The following is a 24,783-nucleotide window of genomic DNA, read 5'->3' as shown; positions in this document are numbered from 1 at the left end:
TCGGCCTGGCCCGGCTGCGGCGGGGGTGTAGCATCCGCGCGTGTTCATTCCGAGATCAGGTGCACGACGGCTCGCGCTCGCCGCGCTCCTCGCGCTCGCCGCGCTCCCGGGTTGCGGCGGCGCGGAGCGGCAGGAACCCCAGTTCGCCGATTCCCCCGATGTCCCGCTCCCCGGGCCCCCCGGCGCCGCGCCGCTCGACGCGCCCGGCGGCGCGCCGGAGCAGCTGCCCGGCGTGGACACGGCCGAGCTCGTCCGCCGCGAGCGCGACACCTGGTGGCAGCTCGTCTCGCAGCTCTACGCGCCGTGCTCCGAACAGGCGGTGTCGCTCGCGCAGTGCGTCCGCGAGTCGCGCGCCTGCGCGGCCTGCGCGCCCGCCGCGCAGCTCCTCGCCGACAAGATCCGCGGCGGCGCGAGCGGCGCGGAGGCCCAGGCCGCGTACGGCGTGAGGTTCGGTCCGGACGTGAAGCAGATCGACCTCGCCGACTCGCCCTCTCGCGGGCCGGAGCGCGCGTCGATCCAGATCGTCGTGTGGTCGGACTTCGAGTGCCCTTCCTGCGGGCGGGCGGTCCCGTACCTCGACGAGCTCATCGAGCGCCACGCGCCGTACGTCCGGCTGATCCACAAGGTGTATCCGCTGCGATCGCACCCGCACGCCGACGCCGCGGCGCGCGCGGCCATCGCGGCGCACCGCCAGGGCCGCTACTGGCCGATGGAGCGCCTGCTGTTCGAGAACCAGCAGCGGCTCGAGGAGAAGGATCTGCTCGGCTACGCGCAGAAGGTCGGCCTCGACATGGCCCGGTTCCGCGCCGACATGGCGGGCGAGGCCGCCGCCCGGGTGATCGCGCGCGACAAGGCCGAGGCCGACCGCGCCGGGCTCTCGGGGACGCCGTTCATCGTCATCAACGGGCGGGAGTTCGATCTGGCGCTGTTCAGCCTGCAGGGCGAGCTCGACCGGTGGATCGAGACCGAGCTCGCGATCCTCGGAGGGCGCGAGGCGGCGCCCGGGGGCGGCGCGCCGCGCGACGCGAAGTAGGACCGCCGCGCCGCATTGCCGGGTCGCGCGCCTGCGGGTCGCGCCCGGTCCACGATTGTCCCCCTCCGCCGGGCGACACCGGGGCGACGGCGCGCCGCCGCCCCGGTGGGCCCCAGGTCGAGATCGGCTAGCTGGGCCGGTTCTTCTCGGACATCTGGCCGCCGCCAGCGCTCGTCCCCTGCGAGGGCCCGCCGCTCTTGATCTCGACCGAGCGGCCGCGCTGCTGCTGCTGCGGCAGCTTCAGACAGACCTCGAGGACGCCGTTCTCGAACCGCGCGTCCACGTCGTCGACCTGCACGCCCTCGGGCAGCGGGATGGCGCGCGTGAACGACCCGTAGCTGCGCTCGGTGTAGCTCATCCCCTCGCGCTGTTCCTGCTGCTCCTGCCGGCGCTCACCCTCGATGATCAGGGTGTCGTCGCGGAGCTCCACCCGGATGTCGTCCTTGGTGACGCCGGGGAGATCGGCCTTGACCACGAGCTGACCGTTGCGCTCGCCCAGCTCGATGCGCGGCGACCAGAGGCTGCCCCCGAGGGACGAGAGACCCCGGCCGCCACCGGGCTCACCCATCGTGCGGCCCTGCCTGAACGGCGAGAGCAACCCTCCGAAGCCGAAGTCGTCGAACATGCGATCCATGTCCTCCATCATCCGGCTCATCATCGCGAACGGGTTGAAGACGCCGCCTGCCGCGCTGTACCGCCCCATCTGGCCGCCGCCCTGCTGGCGCTGCAGCCCGGTGGACTGACCGCCGGCCCCCTGGGAAGGGGTCTGACCTGTCGCCTGGCTGCCGGGCTTGCCTTGCTGCGACTTGCTCACCGACACGTCCTGGCCTGTCGGATGACGCTGCTGTTCCGCCATAAGAACCTCCTTTCTTGCGATGGTCAGACTTGCAAGTGTGGTGCCGTGCCGCGAGCGTGAACCAGCGTAGATGACGTGGCCTGTCGACGCCGCGCTGCTGGCCGTGTCCGTCATGGCGCGCCGCGCAGGCGCCGCTGCGCCCGGGAGCCCGGTGGAATCGCTCACCGCCAGCCCGCCAGGATCTCCTCGAAGCGCTCCAGACTGCACGGCTTCTGCAGCACCGGACGGCTGAGATCGGTCTCGCGCAACCCGGCTTTGCCATATCCGGTCAGGAAGACGAACGGGATGCCTCGCTCGCTCAGGATGTCGGCCACCGGATAGACCTTCTCGCCGGCGATGTTGACGTCCAGGCTCGCCCCGTCGATCTCGGCCTCGAGGGCCAGGCGCGTCGCGTCCTTCATGTTCAGCGCCGGGCCGATCACCACACAGCCGAGGTCGGTCAGGGCGTCCTCGAGGGACGAGGCGATCATGGGCTCGTCCTCGACGATGAGGACACGCAGCCCCTCCAGCCCACGTTCGCCTCCTGGGACCGGCTTCATCCTGCGCCCACACGCTCGAGGGGCAGGTCCATCACGCAACGTACGCCCCCGGGCAGGTAGTCGAGGCGCACCTCCGTGGCGAGCTGGCGCCCGAGGTCGCGCTCGATCAGGCGTGAGCCGAAGCCCTTGCGGCGCGGCGGCCGGACAGGCGGCCCGCCCGTCTCCTGCCACTCCAGGTGGAGCAGGCGCTCGTGCGCCTGGGTGATCACATCCCATGTGACCGCGACGTGGCCGGACGGCTGCGACAACGCTCCGTACTTGGCCGCGTTGCTCGCCAGCTCGTGAAAGACCATGCCGAGCGTCACCGCCGCCTCCGGGCGGAGGCGGACGTCCTGGCCGGCCAGGCGGACGCGATCGGCGTCGCCATGGGCGTGCGGCGCCAGCTCGGCGCGGACGACGTCGCGGAGGTCGGCGCCCTGCCACGCGGTCTGGTTCAGGAGGTTGTGGGTCTGGGACAGGGCGAGCAACCGGGCGACGAAGGCGCTCGTGAAGGCCTTGGGCGAGTCCGCCATGCGGAGCGTCTGCACGGCGATCGCCTGGACGATCGCCAGCGTGTTCTTCACCCGATGGTTCAGCTCGTTCATCAGGAGCTTCTGGCGTTCCTCCGCCTGCTTGCGCTCGGTCACGTCGAGGAAGAACGCCACCCCCTGGCTCTCCGATCCCTCGAACCGCGCGCCGCCGATCACCACCGGGACGCGGCTGCCGTCCTTTCGGAAATACTCCTTCTCCAGCGGCCCGAACTCACCTGTCATGCGGGCCTGCTCGAGCGTCCGCCGGGTCGTCTCCTTGAACTCCGGCGGCGTGAGATCTGCCCAGCGGATGGTCCCCGAGGTCAGATCTTCACGGCTGTAGCCGAGCATGCACAGGAGCGCGTCGTTCGCGTCGATGACCCTGCCGTCGAGGTCCCAGACGGCGATCCCGATGATGTTGGAGTCCACGAGGCGCCGGATGCGCGCCTCTCTCTCCCGCAGCGCCAGCTCCGCCCGCCTGCGCTCGCCGTTCTCTTGCTGGAGCTGGGTGTAGAGGCGCGCGTTCTCCAGCGAGATGGCGGACTGGGAGGCCAGGAGCTCCAGCACCTCGATCCGATCCGCGGTGAAGGCGCGCGGGGTCAGGTTGTTCTCCAGATAGAGCACGCTGACCAGCGTGCCCTGCTTCACCAGGGGGAGGCAGAGCACGGAGCGCGGGCGCCGCGCGCGCACGTAGGCGTCTTCCGAGTACAGGTTGGGCACGGCGGCGTCGTCCAGGATCACGCTCTCTCGCGTGCGGATCACGTACTGGAGGACGGCGGTGGGGAGATCGCTCGAGGTGACGGGCGTCTGGCGGAGGGTGACCTCGACCCGGCCGCGCCGGGTGACGACCTCGGCCTCGATGGCGTGCGCGGCGCGCGCGGCGCTCGACGCGCGGATCAGCAGCCCCCGCTCGGCGCCCGCGTGCTCGACCGCGATCGTCAGCAGGGCCTCGATCACCCGGCCGAGGTTCAGCTCGCCGGAGACCGCCTGCGAGGCCCTGAGCATGGCCATGAAGTCGAGCCCCGGTCGCGCGCCGTGATCCACGGCGGCGCCGCGGATATCGGCGCCCCCGTCCCGCGCCAGGTCGGTCCGCCTGCGCAGCGCCTCCGGCCCGAGCGCGTGCGGAAAGTCCCTCTCTAGGCGCAGCATCGGCCGCACGGCGCCCCAGCGCGCATAGAGCCTGTGCGCCTCGGTCATGTAGGCGCGCGCGACGAACGCCCTGCCCAGGTCGAGGTAGTGTCGAGCGCAGAGCTCGTTGGCCAGCGCCTCGTCGTGCAGGAAGCGACCCTCCCGTGCGGCCGCGATCCCCTGATCGTAGAGGGCGCCCGCGCCCTCTCGCCGCTCGCTCCGGGCGACCTCGGCCTTCAGGATCAAGCTGCGGTGGCGGTGGCTCTCCGGGCCGAGCGCCGCCCACGACTCCACCTTGCGCGCGCACTCCCCGAGCCTCGCGAGGTACGCCGCCCTGAGCGCGGGGGCGGCGGCGTCTGCGGCCCGTGAGAAGGCCAGCCCGCCGTAGAAGTGATAACAAGGGCTCGCGTGCCACGCGGCGAGCATGCCGAGCCTGGCCGGATCGGTCGAGCCCCAGATCTCGGCCACCTCCTCGTACTCGCCCTGGAACACGCCGGCGTGGACCTTGAAGACGTTCACGAAGTAGAGCGAGGCCCGGTTGTCGATGCTGCGGGCGGCCTCGGTGACCGCGTCGATGTCGACCCACGCCCCGCGCTTCCAGTCGCCCTCATCCTGCGTGCTCAGGTACTCGCAGAGCTGCCCGGCGGCCCCGACGATCCACGTGATCGCGTTGAACTTGTCGAGCTTGCAGAGCGGCAGATACTGCCTCGCCTCCTCGATGACGTCGTGGAGGTGCTCGCCCCGGAGGAGGCCGTTCATGCTCGCGTTGCACGCATTGTAGAAGGCCCAGATGTACTGCCCCGTCTCCATGCCGGCGTGGACGCCCTTGCGAAGGGACGCCTTCGAGCGCTCGTAGGGATCCATCCAGTGCTGGACCCACGCTCCCCACATGTTGCACAGCATGGACTCGGACTTCGCGTCCGGGCGGCGCTCGTTCAGGCGGACCGCCGCCCGCCCGAACTCGTACCCCTTCTCGATGTCGAGCCTGGCGCACAGGAGCGTCCCGAAGTTCACGTAGGCGTAGATCGAGTTCCTCGAGATGCCATGGGTCAGCGAGTTCTGGAGCGCCTTCATCACCGTGATGCCGAAGTTGTTCGTGCCGAGCTGGTAGGTCGGCGAGAACATCTCCTGGAGCACGTCCTGCAGGGCGGCGATCTCGGGATCGTCGAGCGCGGGCAGATCGACGAGCGACGCGATCGGGCGGTCGCCGATCATCGCGATCGTCCGCTCCATCTCGGCCATGAGCGCGTCGTCGTCCGGATACGGCGGCAGGTGGATGTCGTACGCCTCGAGCGCGGCGAGCCCCTCTTCCATGGCGGCGGGCAGGTCGTTCTTCAGGATCTCGACGTTCATCTTCAGGCGGCGTACCTCCGTCTTGTGGAGGCGCCCCACCGCTCGTTCGAAGCTCCCCGCGAGGGTGGAGAGCGCGTCGTCGTGGCGTCCGCAGAGCGACTCCAGGAGCCCCTTCTTCGTGTGGTAGATGAAGGTCAGCTCGTAGCTGGAGGTCCACGCGTCTCCGGGCAGCATGGATATGCCATGTTCCAGGTACCTGAGGGCCGCGGTGAAGGCCGACGACTCCTGGGCGCGCCCAGCCGCCTGGAGGTTGAGCCTGGCCGATTCCATGCGCTCTTCCGGCGCGCGGATCAGATCACCGGCGCTGTTCAGGTGATTGACGACGTCGAACAGATCGCGCCCGTCGCCGGAGCGCGGCTTGCCGAGCAGGAGCTTCGCGATCCGGTAGTGAAACGCCGGCCTGTCTCCCTCCGGGATCAGCGAGTACGCGGCCTCCTGGATCTTGTCGTGCGCGAACCGGACCTGCTCGTCCGCGCTCACGATCAGGCCCTCGGCGACGGCGTGCTCGAGGCTCGCGTACGTCTCGTCGGGGGGCCGCTCGCTGACGGTGTTCAGGACATCCATCTCGAACGTGTTGCCGATCGCCGAGGCCAGCCGGAGCACCCGCTGCGTCGCCTGCGGCAGGCGCCGGATGGTCTCCGCCATGAGGCTCAGGACGTTATCGGTGTACTCCAGCCGCTCGATCTGGCGCAGGTCCCAGCGCCAGCCCGCCGGTGGATCGAAGACAAGCGCCTTCGTGTCGTAGAGGTGCCGCATGAACTGCTTCACGAAGAACGGGTTGCCCCCGGTCTTCTTCAGGATCGCGGCCGCGAGCGCCTCTCCGCCGCCGATCTGCAGGCTGTCGTTGATGAGCTCGGTCAGGTGCGCGAGGCCGAGGGGCGCGAGGACGATGTCGCGCGCCTCGAGGCCGCCCTTCGTGAGCTGCTCCAGGGCGACGAGGAAGGGGTGGGTCGGGCTCACCTCGTTGTCGCGGTAAGCGCCGCAGAAGAAGAGCGACCCCACGTCCTCTCTCGCGAGGACGCTCGTGAGCAGGCTCAGGCTGGCCGAGTCCACCCACTGGAGATCGTCGAGGAAGATGGCCAGCGGGTGGGCGTGCCGGGCGAAGACGGACACGAAGTTGTTGAAGTAGAGGATGAAGCGGTTCTGGGCCTCGACCGGGCCGAGCGCGGGGACGGGCGGCTGCTCGCCGAGGAGGTGCTTGAGCGACGGGAGGACGTCGCAGATCACCTGTCCGTTGGTCCCGAGGGCGCCCAGGATGGCGTCCCGCCACCGCGTGATCCGCTCCTCGCTCTCGGAGAGGAGCTGCCTGACGAGCGTGTCGAACGCGTGGACGATGGCGCTGTAGGGCGTGTCGCGGTTGTACTGATCGTACTTCCCGCTGATGTAATAGCCCTTCTCGCGCACAAGCGGCTTCAAGATCTCCTGGACCAGCGACGACTTGCCGATGCCCGAATAGCCCGAGACGAGGACGATCGTCCGCTTGCCCTGCAGCACGTCGTCGAACGCGCCGACGAGCTTCCGGATGTCTCCTTCGCGGCCGTAGAGCTTCTGGGGGAGGCGGAAGAGGTCTCTCCTGTCGTGGCGGCCAGGGCTGAACGCTCCCATCTGGCCGCCGCGCCGCCATCGCGCTCGGAGCTCCTCCAGATCGGCCCTCAGCCCCTCGGCGCACTGGTAACGGTCCTCTGCGTTCTTGCTGAGGAGCTTCATCGTGACGGCGGAGAGCGCGTCGGGCACCTGCGGGTCGAGCTCCGAGGGGGCGACGGGCGTCACGGCGATGTGGGCGTGCATCAGCTCGAGGGGGTCGAGCGCCTCGAACGGCCTCCGCCCCGCGAGCATCTCGTAGAGGACGACGCCGAACGAGTACATGTCGGTGCGGTAGTCCACGCTCCGGTTCATGCGGCCGGTCTGCTCCGGCGATGTATAGGGGAGCACCTTCGAGAGGACGCGGCCGCAATAGATCTCCTCCTTCTCGCGCGTCACGAGGGAATCCACGCCAAAGCCCGTGAGCTTCACCTGACCGTCCTCTCCGAGCAGGATGTTCGTGGGCCTCACGTCGCCATGGATGAGGCCATGGCGATGGATGTCGGCCAGGGCCTCGGCCACGGGGATCAAGACGTCCAGCGACGCGCCGACACCCAGCTTGCAGGCCGTCTTCTCGGACAGCGGGGCGCCCGGGAAGACCTCGGTGACGAGCGCCAGGCCCTCCTCGTGCTCCTCGACGGCGTACACCTTGACGACCCTCTCCGAGTCGAGCTGCCGTATCGCGCGGTAGGCGTGCCTGAGGCGCATGAGCTCGCCGGCTCGGGCGTCATCGGTGTGCAGCATCCTGATCGCCACGTCGATGCCGTCGGCGTCCCGATGGGCTCGATACGTGGTGGAGCCCGTGCCCTCGCCGGTCTTCGCGGTGACGTGATACCCCTTGAGCCGGGCTGTGCCCGGTCGCACCGCGAGCGCGCGCCCGGGCTCGACGGAGCGAGCCCCCTGGACAGCAGGTTGATTCCACGACGCCGACGTGTCCGGCATATCGCGGGCGTTTGAGCCCACGAGTTGCCATGTCAACTGGACGGCCGGGGCCGGTGGGGCGGCCCTCGCCGCGCGCTCACATCGTCACATCGCGTACCGCAGGATGATCTCGGTGATCCCCGCCGCGAGCAGCAGCAAGAGCCCGCCCACGAAGCAGAAGAGCGTGAACCGGTCGTCCCGCCACCGCTGCCGGAGCGGCACGATGTCCCGCTCGGGCAGCACGACGGCCCTCAGGGTCGCGTGGATCGGCAGCCCCCCCGGCCGCATCGCGACCGCCACGCTGGGCGGCTGCGCCAGCCCCATGTTGATGAACCGCGTCACCCCCGCGCGGAGCCGGTCGCCCATGCCGGGCATCGCGCTGCCGATCGCCACCGCGCGGAGCCACGGCGCCCGCTCGAACGCGTTCGCCATCGCGATCACCCCGAACAGCTGCCGCAGCCGCGGCATCAGCGCCCGCACCTCGGCCAGGTGCTGGAACGCCCGCGTCCGCGCCTCGGCCGCGTCCTCCGAGCTCACCCGCGCGAGGCAGGTCGACTCCAGCCGCGCGTTCAGCCCCTCGAGCTCCTGGAGGATCCGCGGCCCGGCGCTGTCCGGGCTCGTCTCGAGCGGGAGCGTGAAGCCCCAGGGCTCCTCGCGCCCGCGCTCGGCGGTCCACTGGAACACCTCGGCGAAGCCCCAGAGCGTGTCGTAGCGCGACAGCACCACGTACGTCGGCACGTCGGCGTGCAGCGCCCGGCCGACCTCGACGAGGTACGCGCGGATGCGGTTCGCGTACGCGTCGAGCCCCTGCTCGTCGAGCTCGACGAACTCCGCGATGCTCAGGACGAGCAGGATGCCGTCGATCGGCTCGCGCTCCCGCGAGCGGCGCAGCTCGTCGCAGAGCCGCGAGAGCTCGGCCGGCTCCCGCCGCGGGCCGAGCACCGACGCCTCCGGCTCGATGAAGAGCGCCTCCTTCGCCAGCCAGTAAGAGCACCGCGCCCCGGGCACGCCGATCGGGAGCTGCCCGCCGCTCACGGGCCACGTCAGGTTCATCGAGCGGATCACCGTGGAGCGGCCCGACCCGGGCTCGCCGAGCACCAGGTAGCAGGGGACCGCGTAGATCCCCTGGTCGTTGCCCAGGTTCGCCTGCTCGACCAGCGTGTGGACGCTCGCCAGCTCGTAAACGAAGGAGCCGCTCATCGGACCCTTTGGGCGATCGTCCACGCGAGCGCGAGCGCGCCGGCGATCGCGACGAGCGACGCCAGCACCCGCCCGACGAGCACGGACCGCCAGAACGACTGGGTGGGGAGGTGCTGCACCGCGACGCCCTCGACCTGCACCGGCTTGAGCACCCCGCCCTTCCAGTCCCGATCCGGATCCACGCCGAGCTTGAGCGACAGCTCGCGGCGGATCCGCAGCAGATCGTCGGGGTTCTGCCCCGGCAGCCCGTAGCGCCCGCGGAAGCCGAGCCCGAGCACGCACGCGTACGTCGCCATCACCGGGAGCGGGCCCTTCCGGACGCGCTCGAGCCGCTCGAAGAACTCGACGCCCGCGTTGTTGGTCGTCCACCGCGACGCCTGGAGCGGGCGCTGCGCCCAGACCGGCCGCAGGTCCGGCAGCGACATCGCGAACTCGTCCGCGCACGCGGCGATCGCGAACATGCCGTCGTCGACCGACGTGACAGGCATCCCCTGCGCGAGCCTGGACCCCTTCAGCTCCTCGAGCAGCAGGTTCGCCTGCCGCAGCACGTGATCGGCCGGCGGCCGCCGCGGGGACTGGCGGAGCATGCAGAGCCAGAGGAGCATCTCCTCACCGAAGACGCCGATGGACGTTTCCACGCGGTCGCGAGCTTACGCCAGGCGCGCACCGACCGTCGACCCGGGCGCGCGTCCACCTCGCGCGCCGCGCGTAGGTCGACGGGCCGACCGTCGCTCCGCGCCGGATCCCGCGCCGGGCGCCGCGGGTGCACCGGAGCGTCGACATCCGGGGGGGGCCGTGCCTATGCTCCGGCCGCTTCTCGAGCCCCCTTCGAGAGCAGCCGGGGTCGCGCGAAGGCGATCCCCTTGAGGAGAGGTCATGTCGGAGATCCAGAGCGTCATCGCGCGCGAAGTCATCGATTCGCGCGGCAACCCCACCGTCGAGGCCGAGGTCACCACGCTGAGCGGCACGGGCCGCGCGGCCGTGCCGAGCGGCGCGTCGACCGGCGAGCACGAGGCCGTCGAACTCAGGGACGGCGACAAGAAGCGCTTCCTCGGCAAGGGCGTGCTCACCGCGGTGAAGAACATCGAGACCGTCCTCGGTCCGGCCGTCCTCGGGATGGATGCGCTCGACCAGGCCGAGCTCGACAAGGTGCTCATCCAGGCCGACGGCTCCCCCAACAAGTCGAAGCTCGGCGCCAACGCCATCCTCGCCGTCTCGATGGCCGCCGCCCGCGCCGCCGCGGACACGGTCGACCTGCCGCTCTGGCGCTACCTCGGCGGCGCCGCGGCGCGCGTCCTCCCGACGCCGCTCATGAACATCCTGAACGGCGGCGTGCACGCCGACAACGGCCTCGAGATCCAGGAGTTCATGATCGTCCCCTACGGCGCCGAGTCGTTCGCCGAGGCGCTGCGCACGGGCACCGAGATCTTCCACACCCTGAGGGGCCTGCTCAAGAAGGACGGCATGGTCACCGCCGTCGGCGACGAGGGCGGCTTCGCCCCGCGCCTCCCGTCGAACCGGGCGGCGCTCGAGTACGTCGTGCGCGCCATCGAGGCCGCCGGCCACCGCCCGGGCGAGGACGTCGGCGTCGCGCTCGACTCGGCGCTCAGCGAGTTCTACGACGCGAAGACCGAGCGGTACACCTTCGACAAGCAGCAGAAGACCCGCGAGGAGATCGTCGCGATCTACGACGAGCTCTCCAAGGCGTTCCCGATCGTGTCCATCGAGGATGGCGTCGCCGAGAACGACGAGAAGGGCTGGCGCCTGCTCACGGAGCGGCTCGGCAAGAAGGTCCAGCTCGTCGGCGACGACCTCTTCGTGACGAACCCCGCGCGCCTCGCGAAGGGCATCGAGGACGGCCTCGCCAACGCCATCCTCATCAAGCTGAACCAGATCGGCACCGTCACCGAGACGCTCGAGTGCATCCGCCAGGCGGCCGAGGGCGGCTACCGGTCGATCATCTCGCACCGCTCGGGCGAGACCGAGGACACGTTCATCGCCGACCTCGCGGTCGCGACGAACGCGGGCCAGATCAAGACCGGCTCCGCGTCCCGCTCGGACCGCGTCGCGAAGTACAACCAGCTGCTCCGGATCTCCTACGCGCTCGGCGACGGCCAGGTCTTCGCCGGCCGCGCGCCGTTCCGCCGCCCCGGCGCGAAGCGCGTCAGCTAGCTCTGCTCTACCCGGCCAGGAGTCCGGCCATCGCTGGCCGGGCTCCTGCGCGGGTCGCCGCGCCTTCGCGCTGGCGTTTCTTGCTTTATTTCCTTGGGGATCCCCCTGCGCTCCGCGCCCCGGGGTCCGTTGTCGAGAGGGCGAGGGGCCCCGCGCGGCGCTGAGCGCGCCGTCGGGGTCGACCTCTCAGCGCTACCAGCGGTCGCGCCCGCCGCCGCCGCGGCCACCGCCGCGCCCGCCGCCGCCACCTCCACGGCCGCCGCCGCCGCCACCCCCGCGGAAGCCGCCACCGCCGCCGCCGCCGCCGCCGCCGGGGCCGCCGGTGCGCTCACGCGCCTCGTTGACCGTCAGGGTACGGCCGTCGAGGTCCTTGCCGTGCAGCGCATTGATGGCCGCCTGCGCCTGGGCATCGCTCACCTCGACGAACCCGAACCCGCGCGACTGCCCGGTCATCCTGTCCGTCATCAACTGAATCGAGAGCACCTCGACGCCGGCGCCTTCGAACGCGGTGCGCAGGCTGTCTTCCGTCGAATGGAACGCGAGGTTCCCCACATAAAGCCGCTTGCTCATGTCTGCCGCCAATCCCGTTGCACGATCCCCGCTTCCCTCGCGAACGGCCCGGATCGTGCCGCGGGCCGCACGCGAAAACGCTCCCCGACGACCGGCCGTCTCCCACGTTCGGACGAGGCAACCACGTTGCAGCAGGCGGCCGGATCAGAGGTCGAGGACGAACGAGCCTTGAGGCGCTCCGGAAGCTACCGGCCGGCGACGGGGTACGCAAGGTATTCCCCCAGGCTGGCCGCGTCTGCCTGTTCATGACCGCCGATCGCGTCGGCCGGCGGGCGACGGCGCGCACCCACGCTGGAGAGGGCGCGCGCCTCGCGCCGCCAGGCTCGGTGCGATGGGGACGAACGGGAATCCGGGTCCTCTTCGCGCCGTTCGTGCTCGAAATCCCGGGGCGCTGGCCGCCGGACCGGCTGCGCGTCGAGCCGGGCGCCGCCTCGGTCGCGCTTGCCTGCGGCGAGTCCGCCGCCGTGCAGCTCGCGGCGATCGGCCGCTTCCAGGACGGCTCGCCCGCGCTCGCCGGGCCTCCCGCTCAGGCGGCGCGCGCGGCGGCCACCGCGGCGCGGGGCTGCACGACGCCGAAGCCCTGCCGCTCGGGCGCGATGCCCGGCAGCCCGCGCGCGGTCTTCATCAGGAGGCGCCGGCATTGCTGCGGGGAGAGGCGCGGGTTCGCCTCGAGCATCTGCGCCACGACGCTGCTCACGATCGGCGCGGCGAAGCTCGTCCCGTCCACGTGTTTGTAGTGGCCGGAGATCACCTTCTGGTCGCGCAGCTTGGCCGCCGCGAGCTGGCGCACGAGGTACGGCTCGCGGCCGGCGATGGCGTCGAGGTCCGGATCGACGCACGCGTGCTCGACGAGCAGCCCGGGCAGCTCCTCGTCCCGGGCGCGGTCGAGCAGCGAGAGGAGCTGCGCCTGCGCCGCCGTCGGCGTCCCGGGCAGGATGGGCGCCGCCAGCCAGATCGCCGGCGCGATGAGCTCCGGCTTCTGCAGCCCGTCGAGGGTGAGGCCGTACGAAGAGTGGTAGTTCCACGTCTGCTCTCCTGCGCCGCCGTCGTCGAGCCCCCCGACGGCGATGACGCTCGGCGCGCTGGCCGGCGGCAGGACGCGGTGCCCCGGGTCGTGCCCTGCGTTGCCCGCGGCGGCCACGACCACGATGCCGTGCCGGGTCGCGTCGTCGGCGGCGCGCGACAGGCTCCCGGTCAGGTACGACTCCTCGTAATCGCCACCGCAGGAGATGTTGAGCACACGGATCCCGTGCTGCTCGCGGTGCGCGATCACCCACTCGATGCCCCGCCGGATGTCGTCGTGGACGATGCGGTGGGCGAAGCCGACCTTGACCAGCACGAGGTTCGCCTCCGAGGCGAGGCCGCGGAAGCGCCCATCGGAGAGCGCGCCGTTCCCGGCGGCGACGACCGAGGTCATCATGCCGTGCCACGACGAGGCGTCCCCGTGCTCGAGCGCCGAGGGGCCCGCCTCGGGCGCGAAGAGGTCGTGGTAGGCGAGGACGCGGTTCCTGGGCGTCGTGAGGTCCGGGTGGGCGTAAAAGCCGGAGTCGAGGAACGCGATGGTGACGCCGCGTCCAGCGTAGCCGGGGTCCGCGTGCAGCCGGTCCGCGATGGGCAGGATACGCCTGGGGTCGAGGTCGCTCGGAGGCATGGGCAGGACACTATTCCACCGTTTCGCCGCCTGGGCGTGCGGGAATTCCGCGCGAGCCCGCTCGCTCGTCCGACTGGCACGCTGGAGCCTCCGGTCCAGAGGGGATAGACAAGGCTTTTTAGGCGATATGCCTTCATCCTGGAGAAACGACGCTCCGTTCACATGGTGCGTGCGCATGTCGGGGCGGAGCGCCGGGCGCTGCTCGTGAGCCAGTCGCGCTTCACACGAGCTCCACGATCGAGCCGTCGGCGCGTGCCTCGAATGTTGCCGCCGATGAAATAGATCGGCCACTCGAAGCTCGCCAAACCCTGGTCGAAGGCCCAGAAATCACCGAGATCCCGGTACTTTTGCGGGAGCGAGGCCGTGGCCAGATCGTCCTCGTGGCGGTGTGGCTCGAAGTCACCGACCTGCAGCACGAAATCGATGTGACGGCGGTGGCGGTGCTCCCAGGCGTCGAGCAGCTCGACCATGGAGTGCATGGCGCCATGCACGTCACCGACGACGGCAACGAGGGTGGAAGATGTCATGCCCGTTCGCGCATTGTACAGGAACGCGGGTTCGACCGCTGTGTCCTCGCCGGGGACCCACGCGGATCCGAGACCGCGCCCGCCGGCTGGGGACGCCCGCGCGAAGCCGCACCGAGGCGGCGCAGGAGCCTGGCATCCATGGCCGGACCTCTGGCGCGCGGCGCTGGACGGGCCCGCGCTGCTCCGGCAGGCTCGGGCGCATGAGGTCGTTCATCGCGACGATGGTGTATGAGCTCCACCCGGACACGCCCCCGGAAGCGAGGAAGCTCCTGCGGGCGCACCTCGTCGGCAGGCGCTGGCAGGACAGGCACGAGGGCGCGGTGATGCCGTCGACCGCGGTCTGGATCCGCCGCTCCGCGGAGGACCACGAGACGACGGACGACCTGCACGCCGCGTGCGCGCGCGACCTCGGCGACGCGGTGGCCGCCGTGGCGCGGGCGGGGCGGCCGATCCAGGTGCTGCGCGCGTGGATCCAGGTGAGCGGCGCGGGGACGTACGGGTTCGTCAAGGTGCCGAGGCCGGCGGACGGCTGAAGGCGCGCGGCGGAAAGCCGCGCCCCGCCGCGGCGCTTCGGATAGGCTCGGATGGCTCGAAGGGAGGCTTGGATGGCTCGAAGGTTGGGGATTGGCGCGGCGCTGCTCTCGCTGGTCGCGCTCGCGGTCGGCTGCGGGGGGCTCTCGACGGAGGAGGCGCAGCAGCGCTGTGCTCAGCTGCGCGACGCGGTGCCGTCCTGCTCCACCGACGAGAGCCACGATGCGTGCGTGCGCTGCTACGAGGAGTGCGGCGACGCCTGCGAGCCGTCGGGGGCATGCCCGCAGACGTTCACCTGCGCTGACTGATCGCCGCGCGCGCGAGCGTCGCAGGGAGGGGGCACCCCGACGAGGCGCCACGGGAAGGCCAGGCGCGCGGCCTCGCCCGTCGCCGGCGTCAGTTGACCTGGATGCCGCAGTTGAGGAACTCGATCGAGGTGTCGATCCGGAAGTGAGAGTCGGTCACGTGGCGCTCGGCGAAGAAGAAGTCGAGCTGATACGTCTTCCCGATCTCGAGCCCGAGCTCGTCGAGGTCGACGACCTCGAGCTGCTCGGCGTGGATGCCCCCGAGGTCGACCACCTTCTGCCCGTTGATGTACGTGAAGACGTCGTCGTCGCCGGCGAACGTGAACTGCTCGCCGCCCTTGTACTGGAAGCCGATGTGCATCTCGAAGGTGAAATGGTAGTTGTGCGGCCGCCCCTCGTTGCCGAACAGCGCCTCGTCGATCGGGAAGAACTCCCGGTTGTTGTACGTCCACACGCCGTCGCCTTCGGGGTCCTCGAACTGCAGGGTGATGTTCATCGGCATGTTCACGCCCTCGGTGTCGCGGAACCACACGTCGAAGTTCTCCTTGCCGGTCGTGGTCGTGGTGCCCTCGGCCCCGCCGGCATAGACGGGTTTCAGGTCCTCTCCGAGGGTGTCCGTGACGATCATGTGATCGTTGCAGTTGATGCACTTGCCCTCGTCCTGCGGCTCCATGTCGGGGTGCGCCTCCTGGAAGTCGCGCACCCGGCCGGTGAACTTGCCGTCGCACGACTTGCCGGTCCCCTGGTCCTCCCCGGGGTTCCCGCCGACACCGCTGCTGCCGACGGTGGGATCGACCGAGCCGAAGCTGTCATCGTAGCCGCCCGTCCCGCTGGGCCCGCCGGTGGGCCCGCCGGGCCCGCCTGCGCCCTGCCCCTGCGATGACGCGTTGCCTCCGCTGCTGCTATTGCCCTGATTGTCCACTGCGCTGCACGCACCCAGCACGCCCATAAGCGCAAGCGCCGCCACGCACCCAGCCGTCTTTTTCATCGCCAACCTCGTGTTAAGATGCCGTCCAAGAACCCCGCCGATAAATTAGCATGAGGGTGTCCTCCCGGCGTGCTGACGTGGCGCGTTATCTGGTGGAATTGCACCCGGCAAATGTGCCTATTCTTTTGATGGTGCTGGGATTTTCTTTTGATGGTGTTCGCTGGTCGAAATCATGGCGCGCGAGCGCGCCGGGAGCAGGGAGCACGTCAATCCGGTGATATCGACGCTTCGGTCACCCGGCGGCCGCCGGCCGACTCCCGAGCTGACGCTCAACTCCCAACTCCCAACTCCCAACGCCCGACTGCCGGGCTGACGGCCACAACCATGTTCCCCTCTGCCGCGCCGGCGGCCCTCGCCCCGCCGCGCGAGGCGTCTTTCGTGGCGGCGCGATCTCCTGCCACGTCGTTTCGTCCACGGCGCGGGCCGCTCGTGGCGTGGGCCACGTCGCCGGAGCGGCTGCGCCGGCACGAAAGGCTCGACTTCCGGGCACGCTCGGGTTACGCGAGGTCCGCTCGTCACGGACACGGAAGAGACGCAGGTGCGCAGTGGACCACGAGACGCGGAGCGATACCGAGCCCGGCTCCAGCGCCGCTGAGGCGCGGGAGGCTCGCCACGCCGCCGAGGCGAGCCCGGTGCCCGTCCCGTGGGCGGAGCCGCCGCCCCGGCGATCGACCGGCGCCGGCGCCGGCGAGGCGACCTGCCCTGTCTGCCTCGAGCGCATCGCCGCCGGGGTCGCCCTCTGCCCCGAGTGCGGGGAGCCGGCCGACGCGCCCAGGCGGCCGGCGACGGCGCCTTCGATCCCCGATGCCCCCAAGGACGCGAGCTGGCTCTCCCTCCACTGGCGCCCGCTCGTCACGATCGGCGCGATCCTGGGGCTCATCAGCACCGGCGGCGCGCTCCGCTACCTGGCGCCCCACCGGTTCGCGCCGTCCCGGGCCGCGTCGCCGGTCGCTCCCCCGGCCCCTGTGTGCGGGGCGCCGTGCTGGAGCGGCGAGTCGTGCCAGCTCGGCCGCTGCGTCTGGCAGCGCCCGAACGACGTCGGCCACCTCGCCGAGGCGCCCTCGATCGCCGGGCCCTTCTCGCTCCCCAAGGACGCGCTCGACGCGCTCCCGCTCGACCGCGACCGCTTCGTTGTCGCGCTGTCCGCCGGCCTGGAGGTCCGCAGCTCCCGGACCGGCCAGGCGCTGAGCCTCGTCTCCGAGGCGCCCCACGTCCGGCGCCTGCACCGCGTGGGCGACGTTGTCTACGCGACCGCGCCCTCGCGCATCTACGTGATCGACGCCGCCACGACGCGGCTGCTCAAGACGATCGAGCTCGGCGAGGCCGTGGGGGACATCCAGGTCGGCGCCTCGGGCCGGCGCGCGCTCGCCTCGCTGCCGGCGGCGCACGCGGTGGCGATCCTCGCGACCGAGTACCACGCCGAGATCGAGCGCATCCAGTTCGGCGACGACGCCGTGGGCCCCGTGGCCGTGGACGACAGCGGCAGCCGGGCGATCACGACGACGGGCCAGCTCCCGCTGCCCGGCCAGCGCGAGCCGTCGGGCGGCGTCGCCTATCCGTTCGACCCGAGCCGGCTCGGCTCGGAGCAGGATCGCGTGCGCACCTCGATGGTGGGCAACCCGGCCAGCGCGCTCATGATCCCCGACGGCTCGGCGGGCTTCGTGGCCCTCCGGGCCGAGAACACCCTGGTGCCGCTCACCTGGCTCCCGTCGGGCGCGGTCCGGCAGGAGGCGCGCATCACGACGTGCCGGGAGCCGGAGCAGATCGCGCTCGTCCGGATCGACCGGCGCGCCATCGTGCGGTGCAACGAGGGGCGGGCGATCCAGATCTTCGATCTGTCGAAGCGCGAGCTGCTCCACGCCGTCACGTTCCCCGGCCGCGCGCTCGACATGGCCGTCGCTCCCGACGGGGCGCAGGCGGTCGTCGCGCTGAGCGGCGACGGGGCGGGCTCGGTGGCCCTCGTCGATCTGAAGAGCTACGCGGCGAAGGTCCACCCGCTCGGCGGCGAGCCGACGCGGGTGCGGCTCGCCCCGGACGGCGGCTCGGCGCTCGCGCTCGGCGATCGCGCCAAGGTCGCATGGGTGCTGCAATGAGCGAGCGTCGCGTCCCGTGCCCGAGCTGCGGCGCGCGGATCGTCGAGGGGGCGCGCAAGTGCCGCGCCTGCAAGGGGTGGCTCGGCGAGCGCCACCGCGGCTCCGTGGGGTCGCTCTCCGGCCGCGAGCCGCGCCTGGCGCGGGCCGCGGTGACCGTGGCGAGCGGCGTCGCGGCCGTGATCATCGCCACCCTGACCAGCCTGAAGTCGCCCGTCGGTGAGGCGCCGCCGCTGACCGCGCTCGCGCCGGAGGGCGCCGCCTCGAGCGCCGCGCGCGACACGTCGGACGACGCGCCGGACCCCGCGGCGTTCGGCCCCGACGCCGCCGAGTCCGCGCCGCCCCCGGCGGAGCCGAAGGGCCGCTGGCGCGCCCGCGAGTTCCGGATCGGGGACGTGCACCCGCTCGACGTCGTCTTCCACCCGAGCGGCGCGTCGATCTACGTCAGCGCCGACGACGCCTCGCTGCGCGAGTACAAGCTCCAGAGCGGCGAGCTCCTCCACAAGGCGTCGATGCCGGCGCAGGGCGACCACATCCGGCTCCTGTTCGACCGCTACGTCGCGGTGCTGCGGCACGAGGACGCCGCGCGGATCCCGGTGATGGACACGACCGCGTGGGATCGCGATCCGGTCCTGCTCGACGTCGGCCGGACGCCGGGCGACATCGTGGCGCTGCCGGACGGCAGGACGGTGGTCGCGGCGACGACGGACACGAAGCGCGTGACGAAGTTCGAGCTGCCGACGGGGGTGCGGCTCGCGAACATCACGCTCCCGCACGCCACGGGGCAGCTGTTCCTCGTGCAGGCCGAGGGGCGCCCCTACATCGCGGCGCTCGGCGCGCTGACGCACGCGGGCCGGCCGGCGGGCGCGTGGATCGACCTGTTCGACCCGAGCGAGTCGCCGTTCGGCGCGACCCGGCGGAGCATCGCGGTCGGGCGCGAGCCGCGCGAGGGCGACATCACGCGGGACGGCGGCGCCGTGTTCTTCCCGGACCGGCTGTCCAACACGGCGATCCTGCTGAGCGTCGCCGGGGTGACCGAGACGAGGAAGACGCCCGTCGGCGTCGGGCCGACCGCGGGCTTCTTGCTCGATGAGGACCGGTACGGCATCACGCTCAACGCCGAGGCGCGGACCGCGAGCGTCATCGACCTCTCGACGATGCAGGTGAAGAGCACGCTCCCGCTCCGCGGGGTGCCGCTGACGGGCGTGACGTCGCCCGACCGCAAGACGCTCTTCGTGGCGCTCGGCGGGACCCAGTGGCCGCCGGTCGGCAGCGGCGTCGCGGTCATCGCGGGCGACCCGCCGAGGGTCGTCGCGTCGCTGCCCACGGGCAAGGGCGCGTGCGCCGTGGCGGTCTCGAAGGACGGCGCGCGGGCGGTTGTCGCGTCGTACTGGGACCGCTCGATCACCGTGCTCGAGCAGTAGTAGCCCGGCCGGGGCGGCGGGGCCCCGCTCCGCGCGGAGCGCGCTCACGGGTCCTCTGGATGACTGGCGTGTTTCTCCGAGGTTCCGCGGCGCGCAGGTGACGACATCTCCCGCGAACAGAGGTGTCGAACACCCGCCATGATTTCGTCCCTGTCATCTTTGCGAAACCTCTCTGCGCAGAGGGTGGGAGCAGGCTCAGCAGAGCCGACGGCAGTTCCGAAGGTCGTCTCGTTGCGCTGGCGACGAGGCCACAGCGGTTGTCCTCCAGCCCAACCCCCCTGCTCTGCCCATGACCAACAAGCATCCATGTCGTCCGTTGTTCCGTGTGTTCCTCGGCGCGAGCCTCCTTTGCCTGCCTGCGTTTCAGGCGTCGGCTCAGCCCGCGACGGAGCCTGTCGCCGCGGATCCGGCGGCGCCTCCGCCGGCCGACAAGCCCAAGCCCCCTCCGTATTCGTTGCCGTTTCAGCTTCGCCCGGTGGTCGCCGCGTCCGTCGTGCGCTCCGACACGGCGATCGCCTTCTACAGCGCTCCTTCCGCGAGCTCCTCCGGCTCGACCGTCGCGTCCACGCTGCTCTTCAGCTACAAGGTGACCGAAGACCTGGCCCCGCTCGTGCGGCTCGGCGTCGTCTCGAACTCCCCGCCTGCGGGCGACTCGGGCTTCGGGTTCCTGAACCCTGTCGTCGGCGCCACCTACGCGCTGAAGCTCACGCCGGAGCTGCGCCTCGCCCTGTTCCTTGGCCTCACGGTGCCCGTGGGCTCCGGCGGCGGCAACACGCCGAGCCCGGAGATGGGCCCGGCGAGGACGGCCGGGATCTACGCCCGCTCGGCGATGGATAACGCCATGTTCGCCGTCAACGACTTCACGGTCTTTCCGGGCGTCGGGTTCGCCTATGTCGCGCACGGCTTCACCGCGCAGGTCGAGGCCACGGTGCTCCAGCTGCTGCGGGTCCGCGGGGAGGACGTGCAGCCGGACTCGTCGAAGACGAACTTCACCGCCGGTGTGCACCTCGGCTACTTCGTCGTCCCGATGCTGTCGATCGGCGCCGAGCTCCGGCACCAGCGCTGGCTCTCGACGCCTGTCTCCGTGCAGAAGGACGCCTCCCGCGCGACGCGCGAGACGACGACGGTGGCCGTGGGGCCGCGCGGCCACTTCAAGCTGGGAGAGAAGATGTGGTTGCGCCCCGGCGTCGCGTTCGCGATGGGGCTCGATGATCCGATGAAGGCGTCAGAGCACAAGATCCTTCAGATCGACGTGCCGTTCGCCTTCTAGATTCCCGATCCGAAGACGGCCGGCAACCCCTTCTTCGCGATCCAGTTCCTCACCGCGCTGCACGAGGAGCGGCTCCTCGAGCTCGACGAGCGCGCCGGGATCTTTCGATGGGACGTCGCGAAGATCCGCGAAAAGGGCTTCACGGACAACGTGATCGACCTGATGGTCGGCAAGCTCGTGCGGCTCCCTCCGGGCACCCAGGAGGCGCTGAAGCACCTCGCCTGTCTCGGGAGCGCCGCCGGCGTCGACCTCCTCGCGATGGTCCGCGGCGGCTCGGTGGAGGAGACGCACGCGGACCTCTGGGATGCCGTCCGCGTGGGGCTGGTCCTGCGCAGGGACGCCTCGTACAGGTTCGTCCATGACCGGGTCCAGGAGGCCGCCTATTCGCTCATCCCCGGAGGCGAGCGGCCGGCGATGCACCTCGGGATCGGCCGGCTGCTCGCGTCGCGCGCGGCGTCGGAAGAGCTCGAGGAGAAGATCTTCGAGATCGTCAATCAGCTCGACCGCGGCGCTCCGCTGATCACATCACCGGCGGAGCGCGAGCGGGTGGCTGAGCTCAACCTCATCGCGGGCAAGCGCGCCAGGGGGTCGAACGCCTGCGTCCTGGCGCTCGGGTACCTGGCCGCCGGCAGGGCGCTGCTCCCGGAGGATTGCTGGGAGCGACGGTACGAGCTCACCTTCGAGCTCGAGCTCCATCGGGCCGAGTGCGAGTACCTCACCGGCGATCTCTCGGCGGCCGAGGAGCGGCTCTCGGCGCTCTCGCGCCGCGCCGCGAGCCTCGTCGATCTGGCCGCCGTCACGTGCGTGCGCCTCGGCCTCTACACGACCATGGACCGCAGCGATCGCGGCGTCGACGTGGGCCTCGACTACCTCCGCCGCGTCGGCGTCACGTGGTCTCCGCACCCGACGGACGAGGAGGTACGGAAGGAATACGAGCGCGTCTGGGAGCTGCTCGGGAGCCGTTCGGTCGAGGACCTCATCGACGCACCCCAGATGACGGACCCGGCGTGCCGCGCGACCCTCGAGGTCCTGACCCATGCGCAGTCGCCGGCGCTGTTCACCGACGCGAACCTGAATTGCCTCGTCGTGGCGCGAATGACGACCCTCAGCCTCGAGCGTGGCAACTCCGATGCATCGTGCATCGCCTACACCTGGTTCGGCATGCTGCTCGGGCCGCGCTTCGGCGACTACCGCATGGCCTACCGGTTCGCCAGGCTCGGCCTCGACCTCCTGGAGCGCCGCGGGGCCCTGCGCTTCAAATCCCGCGTCTACCTGGGCTTCGGGCACCGGGTCAACCCGTGGGTGAGGCACATGCGCGCCGGCGTCGAGCTCCTGCGACGGGGCTTCGAGGCGGGGCAGGAGACCGGGGACATCACGTATGCGTCGTACAACAAGAACTGCCTGATCACGATCCTCCTCGCCGCGGGAGAGCCCCTCGGCGAGGTGCAGCGCGAGGCCGAGCGCGCGCTCGACTTCGTGCGGCGGGCGCGGTTCGGCCTCGAGGTCGACATCGTCACCGTGCAGCTCAGGCTCATCCGGGCCCTCCGGGGCCTCTTGCCCGATCTCTCCTCGTTCAGCGACGCCGACTTCGACGAGCGCCGGTTCGAGCAGCGCCTGGAGGGCGATCCGCGCCTCGCGATCGCGACCTGCTGGTACTGGATACGCAAGCTGCAAGCGCGCTTCCTCGCGGGCGATCTCGACGGCTCGCTCGAGGCCGCGGAGAAGGCGCGGCCGCACCTCTGGACGTCGGGCTCGTTCTTCGAGGTGGCCGAGTACCATTTCTATGGAGCGCTCGCGCGGGCGGCGCGCTGCCGCGCGGCGGACGCCGCCGAGCGGCGCCGGCACCTCGAGGCGCTCGCCGCCCACCAGCGGCAGATCGACGCCTGGGCCGAGAGCTGCCCCGAGAACTTCGGCGACAGGGCGGCGCTGATCGGCGCCGAAGTCGCGCGCGTCCGCGGCGCATGGGACGACGCGGCCCAGCTCTACGAGCAGGCGATCCGCGCCGGGCGCGCGAGCGGCTTCGTCCACGGCGAGGCGCTGGCCTACGAGATCGCGTCGGGGTTCTACCGGGAGCGAGGGTTCGAGCTGATCGCCGACACCTACCTCCGCGAGGCCCGCGCCTGCTATGTCCGCTGGGGGGCGGACGGCAAGGTCCGGCACATCGATCAGCGGAATCCGCGTCTCTGGGACGCGAGGCCGCTCGCCCCGACCGCCTCCTTCGCGGCGCGGTTCGAGCAGCTCGACCAGCTCTCGGTGGTCAAGGCGTCGCAGACCCTCTCGAGCGAGATCGTCCTCGACAAGCTCCTGCGGACGCTGCTCACGGTGGTCCTCGAGCAGGGAGGCGCGCAGCGCGCTTGTCTCGTCCTGCACCAGGACGAGCGCCTCTCCATCGGAGCCGAGGCCATCCTGGAGGAGAGCGGGGAGGTGAAGATCCTTTTCCCGCGCTCTGCGGAGTGCGCTTCACAGCGCGTCCCCATGTCGCTCGTCCGCTACGTGCAACGAACGAAGGAGCGCGTCATCCAGAGCCCTACCGAGGCTCTCGCCGGCAAGTTCTCCGGCGACGCGTACTTCGCGCGGCACAAGCCCAGGTCGGTCCTCTGCATGCCCATCCTGAGGCAGGCGGAGGTCGCGGGCCTGTTCTATCTCGAGAACAACCTCGTTGCCGGCGCGTTCCCGCCGGAGCGGCTCACCGCCCTGTCGCTGCTCGCCGCGCAGGCCGCGATCTCCCTGGAGAACGCGCGGCTCCTCTCCAGGGAGCAGGCCGCGAGGACGGGGGCCGAGGCGGCGGAGCGGCGCGCGGCCTTCCTGGCCGAGGCCGGGGAGATCCTCGCCGGGTCGCTCGATTACGAGGAGACGCTGGCGCGCGTCGCGCGGCTCGCGGTGCAATCGCTCTGCGACTGGTGCATCACCGATGTCGTCGAAGGCGAGCAGATCCGGCGAAGCATCTGGGCGCACACGGATCCCGCGAAGGAATCGCTGCTCGAGCAGCTGCGGCGCCGGTATTCTCCAGCCCTGGATTCGCCCCATCCGGCGGCCAGGGCGCTGCGGCGTGGTGAGCCGTTGCTGCTCTCCGGGTGCTCCGAGGAACAGCTCCGGCACTACTGCGAGGACGACGAGCACGCGAGGCTCATCCGCGAGCTCGGGGTGCAGAGCGTCATCGCTGTGCCGCTCATGGCGCGGGGGCGGCCGATCGGGGCGCTGAGCGTCGTCTCGTCCGCGCCGGGGCGCTGCTACGGCGAGGCCGACCTGGAGATGGTCCAGCACGTGGCGCACAGGGCCGCGCTCGCGATCGACAATGCGCGGCTGTACCGCGCTGCCCAGGAGGCCATCCGCATGCGGGACGAGTTCCTCACCGTGGCGACGCACGAGCTCAACACGCCGATGACGTCGCTCACGCTCTCGCTCGAGGCCATGGATCGGGGCCTTCGCTCGGGTAGGCTCTCCGATCCGCCGGCGATGGGCAGGCAGGTCGAGCGCGCGCTGCGGCAGGCGACGCGCCTGGCCCGCCTGAACCGCGAGCTCCTCGAGGTCTCGAGGATCGACACGGATCGGGCCTCGCTCGACCTCGCGGAGGTCGACCTCGGCGAGGTCGTGCGCGACGTGATCGCGCGGTTCGAGCTGGATCTGGCGCGCGCCGGCTGCTCCGTCTCGCTGAGGATCAGCGGCCGGAGCGTGGGCTCCTGGGATCGCTCCCGCCTCGACCAGATCGTCACGAACCTCGTCGCCAACGCGATCAAGTTCGGCGCGGGCAAGCCCATCGAGATCGTCCTCGGCGAGGAGGCCGGGACGACGCGGCTCTCGGTGAAGGATCACGGGATCGGCGTCGACCCGGCGCGCCAGGAGCGGATCTTCGATCGCTTCGAGCGCGCCGTGTCCGACCGGCACTACGGCGGGCTGGGGCTCGGCCTGTACATCAGCCGCCAGATCGCGCAGGCGCACGGCGGCTCGATCCGTGTCGAGAGCGCGCCCGGCGCCGGCGCCACGTTCACCGTCGAGCTCCCCGGCGCCGGACCGCCGGTGTCGCCGCGCGCGCCGGCCTTCTCGAACGACTCGATAGGATCGATTCGATAGGAGGGCGCTCCTTCACATCATGATGGCGAGCGACCATAGCGCCCTGTACCCGCGCGTCTGCGCT

17 protein-coding genes are annotated in these 24,783 nt (G+C 71.2%); 8 read left to right on the top strand and 9 right to left on the bottom strand.

What is annotated here, in order from left to right:
* The first annotated feature begins 40 nt into the window (after window positions 1–40).
* Window positions 41–1,033, top strand: coding sequence for a DsbA family protein (locus tag WMF45_RS42480; protein ID WP_437712126.1), 993 nt, complete (start codon window positions 41–43; stop codon window positions 1,031–1,033).
* A 127-nt stretch (window positions 1,034–1,160) separates the two neighbouring features.
* Here WMF45_RS42480 and WMF45_RS42475 read toward each other — a convergent pair whose 3' ends face one another.
* The 5 genes from WMF45_RS42475 to WMF45_RS42455 form a co-directional block, all read right to left on the bottom strand.
* Complete coding sequence (locus WMF45_RS42475) at window positions 1,161–1,889, bottom strand: Hsp20/alpha crystallin family protein (RefSeq protein WP_437712124.1); 729 nt, start codon at window positions 1,887–1,889, stop codon at window positions 1,161–1,163.
* A gap of 161 nt (window positions 1,890–2,050) precedes the next feature.
* Window positions 2,051–2,359 carry a response regulator gene (locus WMF45_RS42470; protein ID WP_437712122.1) on the bottom strand — a complete coding sequence of 103 codons (309 nt, stop codon included), beginning with the start codon at window positions 2,357–2,359 and terminating at the stop codon, window positions 2,051–2,053.
* A gap of 65 nt (window positions 2,360–2,424) precedes the next feature.
* The gene (locus WMF45_RS42465; RefSeq protein ID WP_437712120.1) at window positions 2,425–7,941 is read right to left on the bottom strand and encodes an AAA family ATPase; all 5,517 of its coding nucleotides are present in this window, start codon (window positions 7,939–7,941) and stop codon (window positions 2,425–2,427) included.
* 84 nt (window positions 7,942–8,025) lie between these two features.
* A complete protein-coding gene (locus tag WMF45_RS42460) occupies window positions 8,026–9,120 on the bottom strand; it encodes a type VI secretion system protein (RefSeq protein ID WP_437712118.1) in 1,095 nt (364 codons plus the stop codon).
* Window positions 9,117–9,758: a DotU family type IV/VI secretion system protein gene (locus tag WMF45_RS42455; protein WP_437712116.1), complete on the bottom strand. Its 642-nt coding sequence runs from the start codon at window positions 9,756–9,758 to the stop codon at window positions 9,117–9,119. The genes WMF45_RS42460 and WMF45_RS42455 overlap by 4 nt, the downstream gene beginning before the upstream one ends.
* Before the next feature lie 238 nt (window positions 9,759–9,996).
* On the opposite strand from WMF45_RS42455, the gene eno reads away from it, so the two are divergent.
* Entirely contained in the window at window positions 9,997–11,292 is a 1,296-nt protein-coding gene (gene eno, locus WMF45_RS42450) for a phosphopyruvate hydratase (protein WP_437712115.1), read from the top strand.
* 192 nt (window positions 11,293–11,484) lie between these two features.
* Here the strand turns inward: eno and WMF45_RS42445 are convergent, their stop codons facing one another.
* The 3 genes from WMF45_RS42445 to WMF45_RS42435 form a co-directional block, all read right to left on the bottom strand.
* On the bottom strand, window positions 11,485–11,862 hold the full coding sequence (locus WMF45_RS42445) for an RNA recognition motif domain-containing protein (RefSeq protein ID WP_437546021.1): 378 nt from the start codon (window positions 11,860–11,862) through the stop codon (window positions 11,485–11,487).
* 526 nt (window positions 11,863–12,388) lie between these two features.
* Window positions 12,389–13,513, bottom strand: a complete 1,125-nt coding sequence (locus WMF45_RS42440; RefSeq protein ID WP_437712113.1) for a S8 family serine peptidase — start codon at window positions 13,511–13,513, stop codon at window positions 12,389–12,391.
* A 158-nt stretch (window positions 13,514–13,671) separates the two neighbouring features.
* Complete coding sequence (locus tag WMF45_RS42435) at window positions 13,672–13,983, bottom strand: hypothetical protein (protein ID WP_437712111.1); 312 nt, start codon at window positions 13,981–13,983, stop codon at window positions 13,672–13,674.
* Window positions 13,984–14,240: 257 nt separating this feature from the next.
* Here WMF45_RS42435 and WMF45_RS42430 point away from each other — a divergent pair, with 257 nt between their 5' ends.
* On the top strand, window positions 14,241–14,573 hold the full coding sequence (locus WMF45_RS42430) for a hypothetical protein (protein WP_437712109.1): 333 nt from the start codon (window positions 14,241–14,243) through the stop codon (window positions 14,571–14,573).
* 72 nt (window positions 14,574–14,645) lie between these two features.
* Window positions 14,646–14,879 carry a hypothetical protein gene (locus WMF45_RS42425; protein ID WP_437712107.1) on the top strand — a complete coding sequence of 78 codons (234 nt, stop codon included), beginning with the start codon at window positions 14,646–14,648 and terminating at the stop codon, window positions 14,877–14,879.
* 88 nt (window positions 14,880–14,967) lie between these two features.
* Here WMF45_RS42425 and WMF45_RS42420 read toward each other — a convergent pair whose 3' ends face one another.
* On the bottom strand, window positions 14,968–15,864 hold the full coding sequence (locus WMF45_RS42420; protein ID WP_437712106.1) for a fibro-slime domain-containing protein: 897 nt from the start codon (window positions 15,862–15,864) through the stop codon (window positions 14,968–14,970).
* Between the two features lie 545 nt (window positions 15,865–16,409).
* Here WMF45_RS42420 and WMF45_RS42415 point away from each other — a divergent pair.
* The 4 genes from WMF45_RS42415 to WMF45_RS42400 all read left to right on the top strand — a co-directional run bounded on the left by WMF45_RS42415 (window position 16,410) and on the right by WMF45_RS42400 (window position 24,719).
* Window positions 16,410–17,957 (top strand): YncE family protein, encoded by a 1,548-nt coding sequence (locus WMF45_RS42415; RefSeq protein ID WP_437712105.1) that lies wholly within the window; start codon window positions 16,410–16,412, stop codon window positions 17,955–17,957.
* Window positions 17,954–19,378 carry a YncE family protein gene (locus tag WMF45_RS42410; protein WP_437712103.1) on the top strand — a complete coding sequence of 475 codons (1,425 nt, stop codon included), beginning with the start codon at window positions 17,954–17,956 and terminating at the stop codon, window positions 19,376–19,378. Before WMF45_RS42415 ends, WMF45_RS42410 begins: the two co-directional genes overlap by 4 nt.
* 289 nt (window positions 19,379–19,667) lie before the next feature.
* Window positions 19,668–20,648 carry a hypothetical protein gene (locus WMF45_RS42405; RefSeq protein ID WP_437712101.1) on the top strand — a complete coding sequence of 327 codons (981 nt, stop codon included), beginning with the start codon at window positions 19,668–19,670 and terminating at the stop codon, window positions 20,646–20,648.
* A 150-nt stretch (window positions 20,649–20,798) separates the two neighbouring features.
* Window positions 20,799–24,719, top strand: coding sequence for a sensor histidine kinase (locus WMF45_RS42400; RefSeq protein WP_437712099.1), 3,921 nt, complete (start codon window positions 20,799–20,801; stop codon window positions 24,717–24,719).
* The last annotated feature ends 64 nt before the right edge of the window (window positions 24,720–24,783 follow it).

Source organism: Sorangium sp. So ce448 (assembly GCF_051520915.1).
GTDB classification, from domain to species: Bacteria; Myxococcota_A; Polyangia; order Polyangiales; family Polyangiaceae; genus Sorangium; species Sorangium cellulosum_B.
This window is presented reverse-complemented; position numbering and strand designations above follow the sequence as displayed.

Bases quoted from the DNA above. Each gene is read 5' to 3' on its own strand.
- WMF45_RS42410 (WP_437712103.1), top strand. From the start codon at position 17,954: ATGAGCGAGCGTCGCGTCCCGTGCCCGAGCTGCGGCGCGCGGATCGTC.
- eno (WP_437712115.1), top strand. From the start codon at position 9,997: ATGTCGGAGATCCAGAGCGTCATCGCGCGCGAAGTCATCGATTCGCGC.
- WMF45_RS42470 (WP_437712122.1), bottom strand. From the start codon at position 2,359: ATGATCGCCTCGTCCCTCGAGGACGCCCTGACCGACCTCGGCTGTGTG.
- WMF45_RS42460 (WP_437712118.1), bottom strand. From the start codon at position 9,120: ATGAGCGGCTCCTTCGTTTACGAGCTGGCGAGCGTCCACACGCTGGTC.
- WMF45_RS42430 (WP_437712109.1), top strand. From the start codon at position 14,241: ATGAGGTCGTTCATCGCGACGATGGTGTATGAGCTCCACCCGGACACG.
- WMF45_RS42420 (WP_437712106.1), bottom strand. From the start codon at position 15,864: ATGAAAAAGACGGCTGGGTGCGTGGCGGCGCTTGCGCTTATGGGCGTG.
- WMF45_RS42475 (WP_437712124.1), bottom strand. From the start codon at position 1,889: ATGGCGGAACAGCAGCGTCATCCGACAGGCCAGGACGTGTCGGTGAGC.
- WMF45_RS42440 (WP_437712113.1), bottom strand. From the start codon at position 13,513: ATGCCTCCGAGCGACCTCGACCCCAGGCGTATCCTGCCCATCGCGGAC.
- WMF45_RS42405 (WP_437712101.1), top strand. From the start codon at position 19,668: ATGACCAACAAGCATCCATGTCGTCCGTTGTTCCGTGTGTTCCTCGGC.
- WMF45_RS42425 (WP_437712107.1), top strand. From the start codon at position 14,646: ATGGCTCGAAGGTTGGGGATTGGCGCGGCGCTGCTCTCGCTGGTCGCG.
- WMF45_RS42465 (WP_437712120.1), bottom strand. From the start codon at position 7,941: ATGCCGGACACGTCGGCGTCGTGGAATCAACCTGCTGTCCAGGGGGCT.
- WMF45_RS42435 (WP_437712111.1), bottom strand. From the start codon at position 13,983: ATGGTCGAGCTGCTCGACGCCTGGGAGCACCGCCACCGCCGTCACATC.
- WMF45_RS42445 (WP_437546021.1), bottom strand. From the start codon at position 11,862: ATGAGCAAGCGGCTTTATGTGGGGAACCTCGCGTTCCATTCGACGGAA.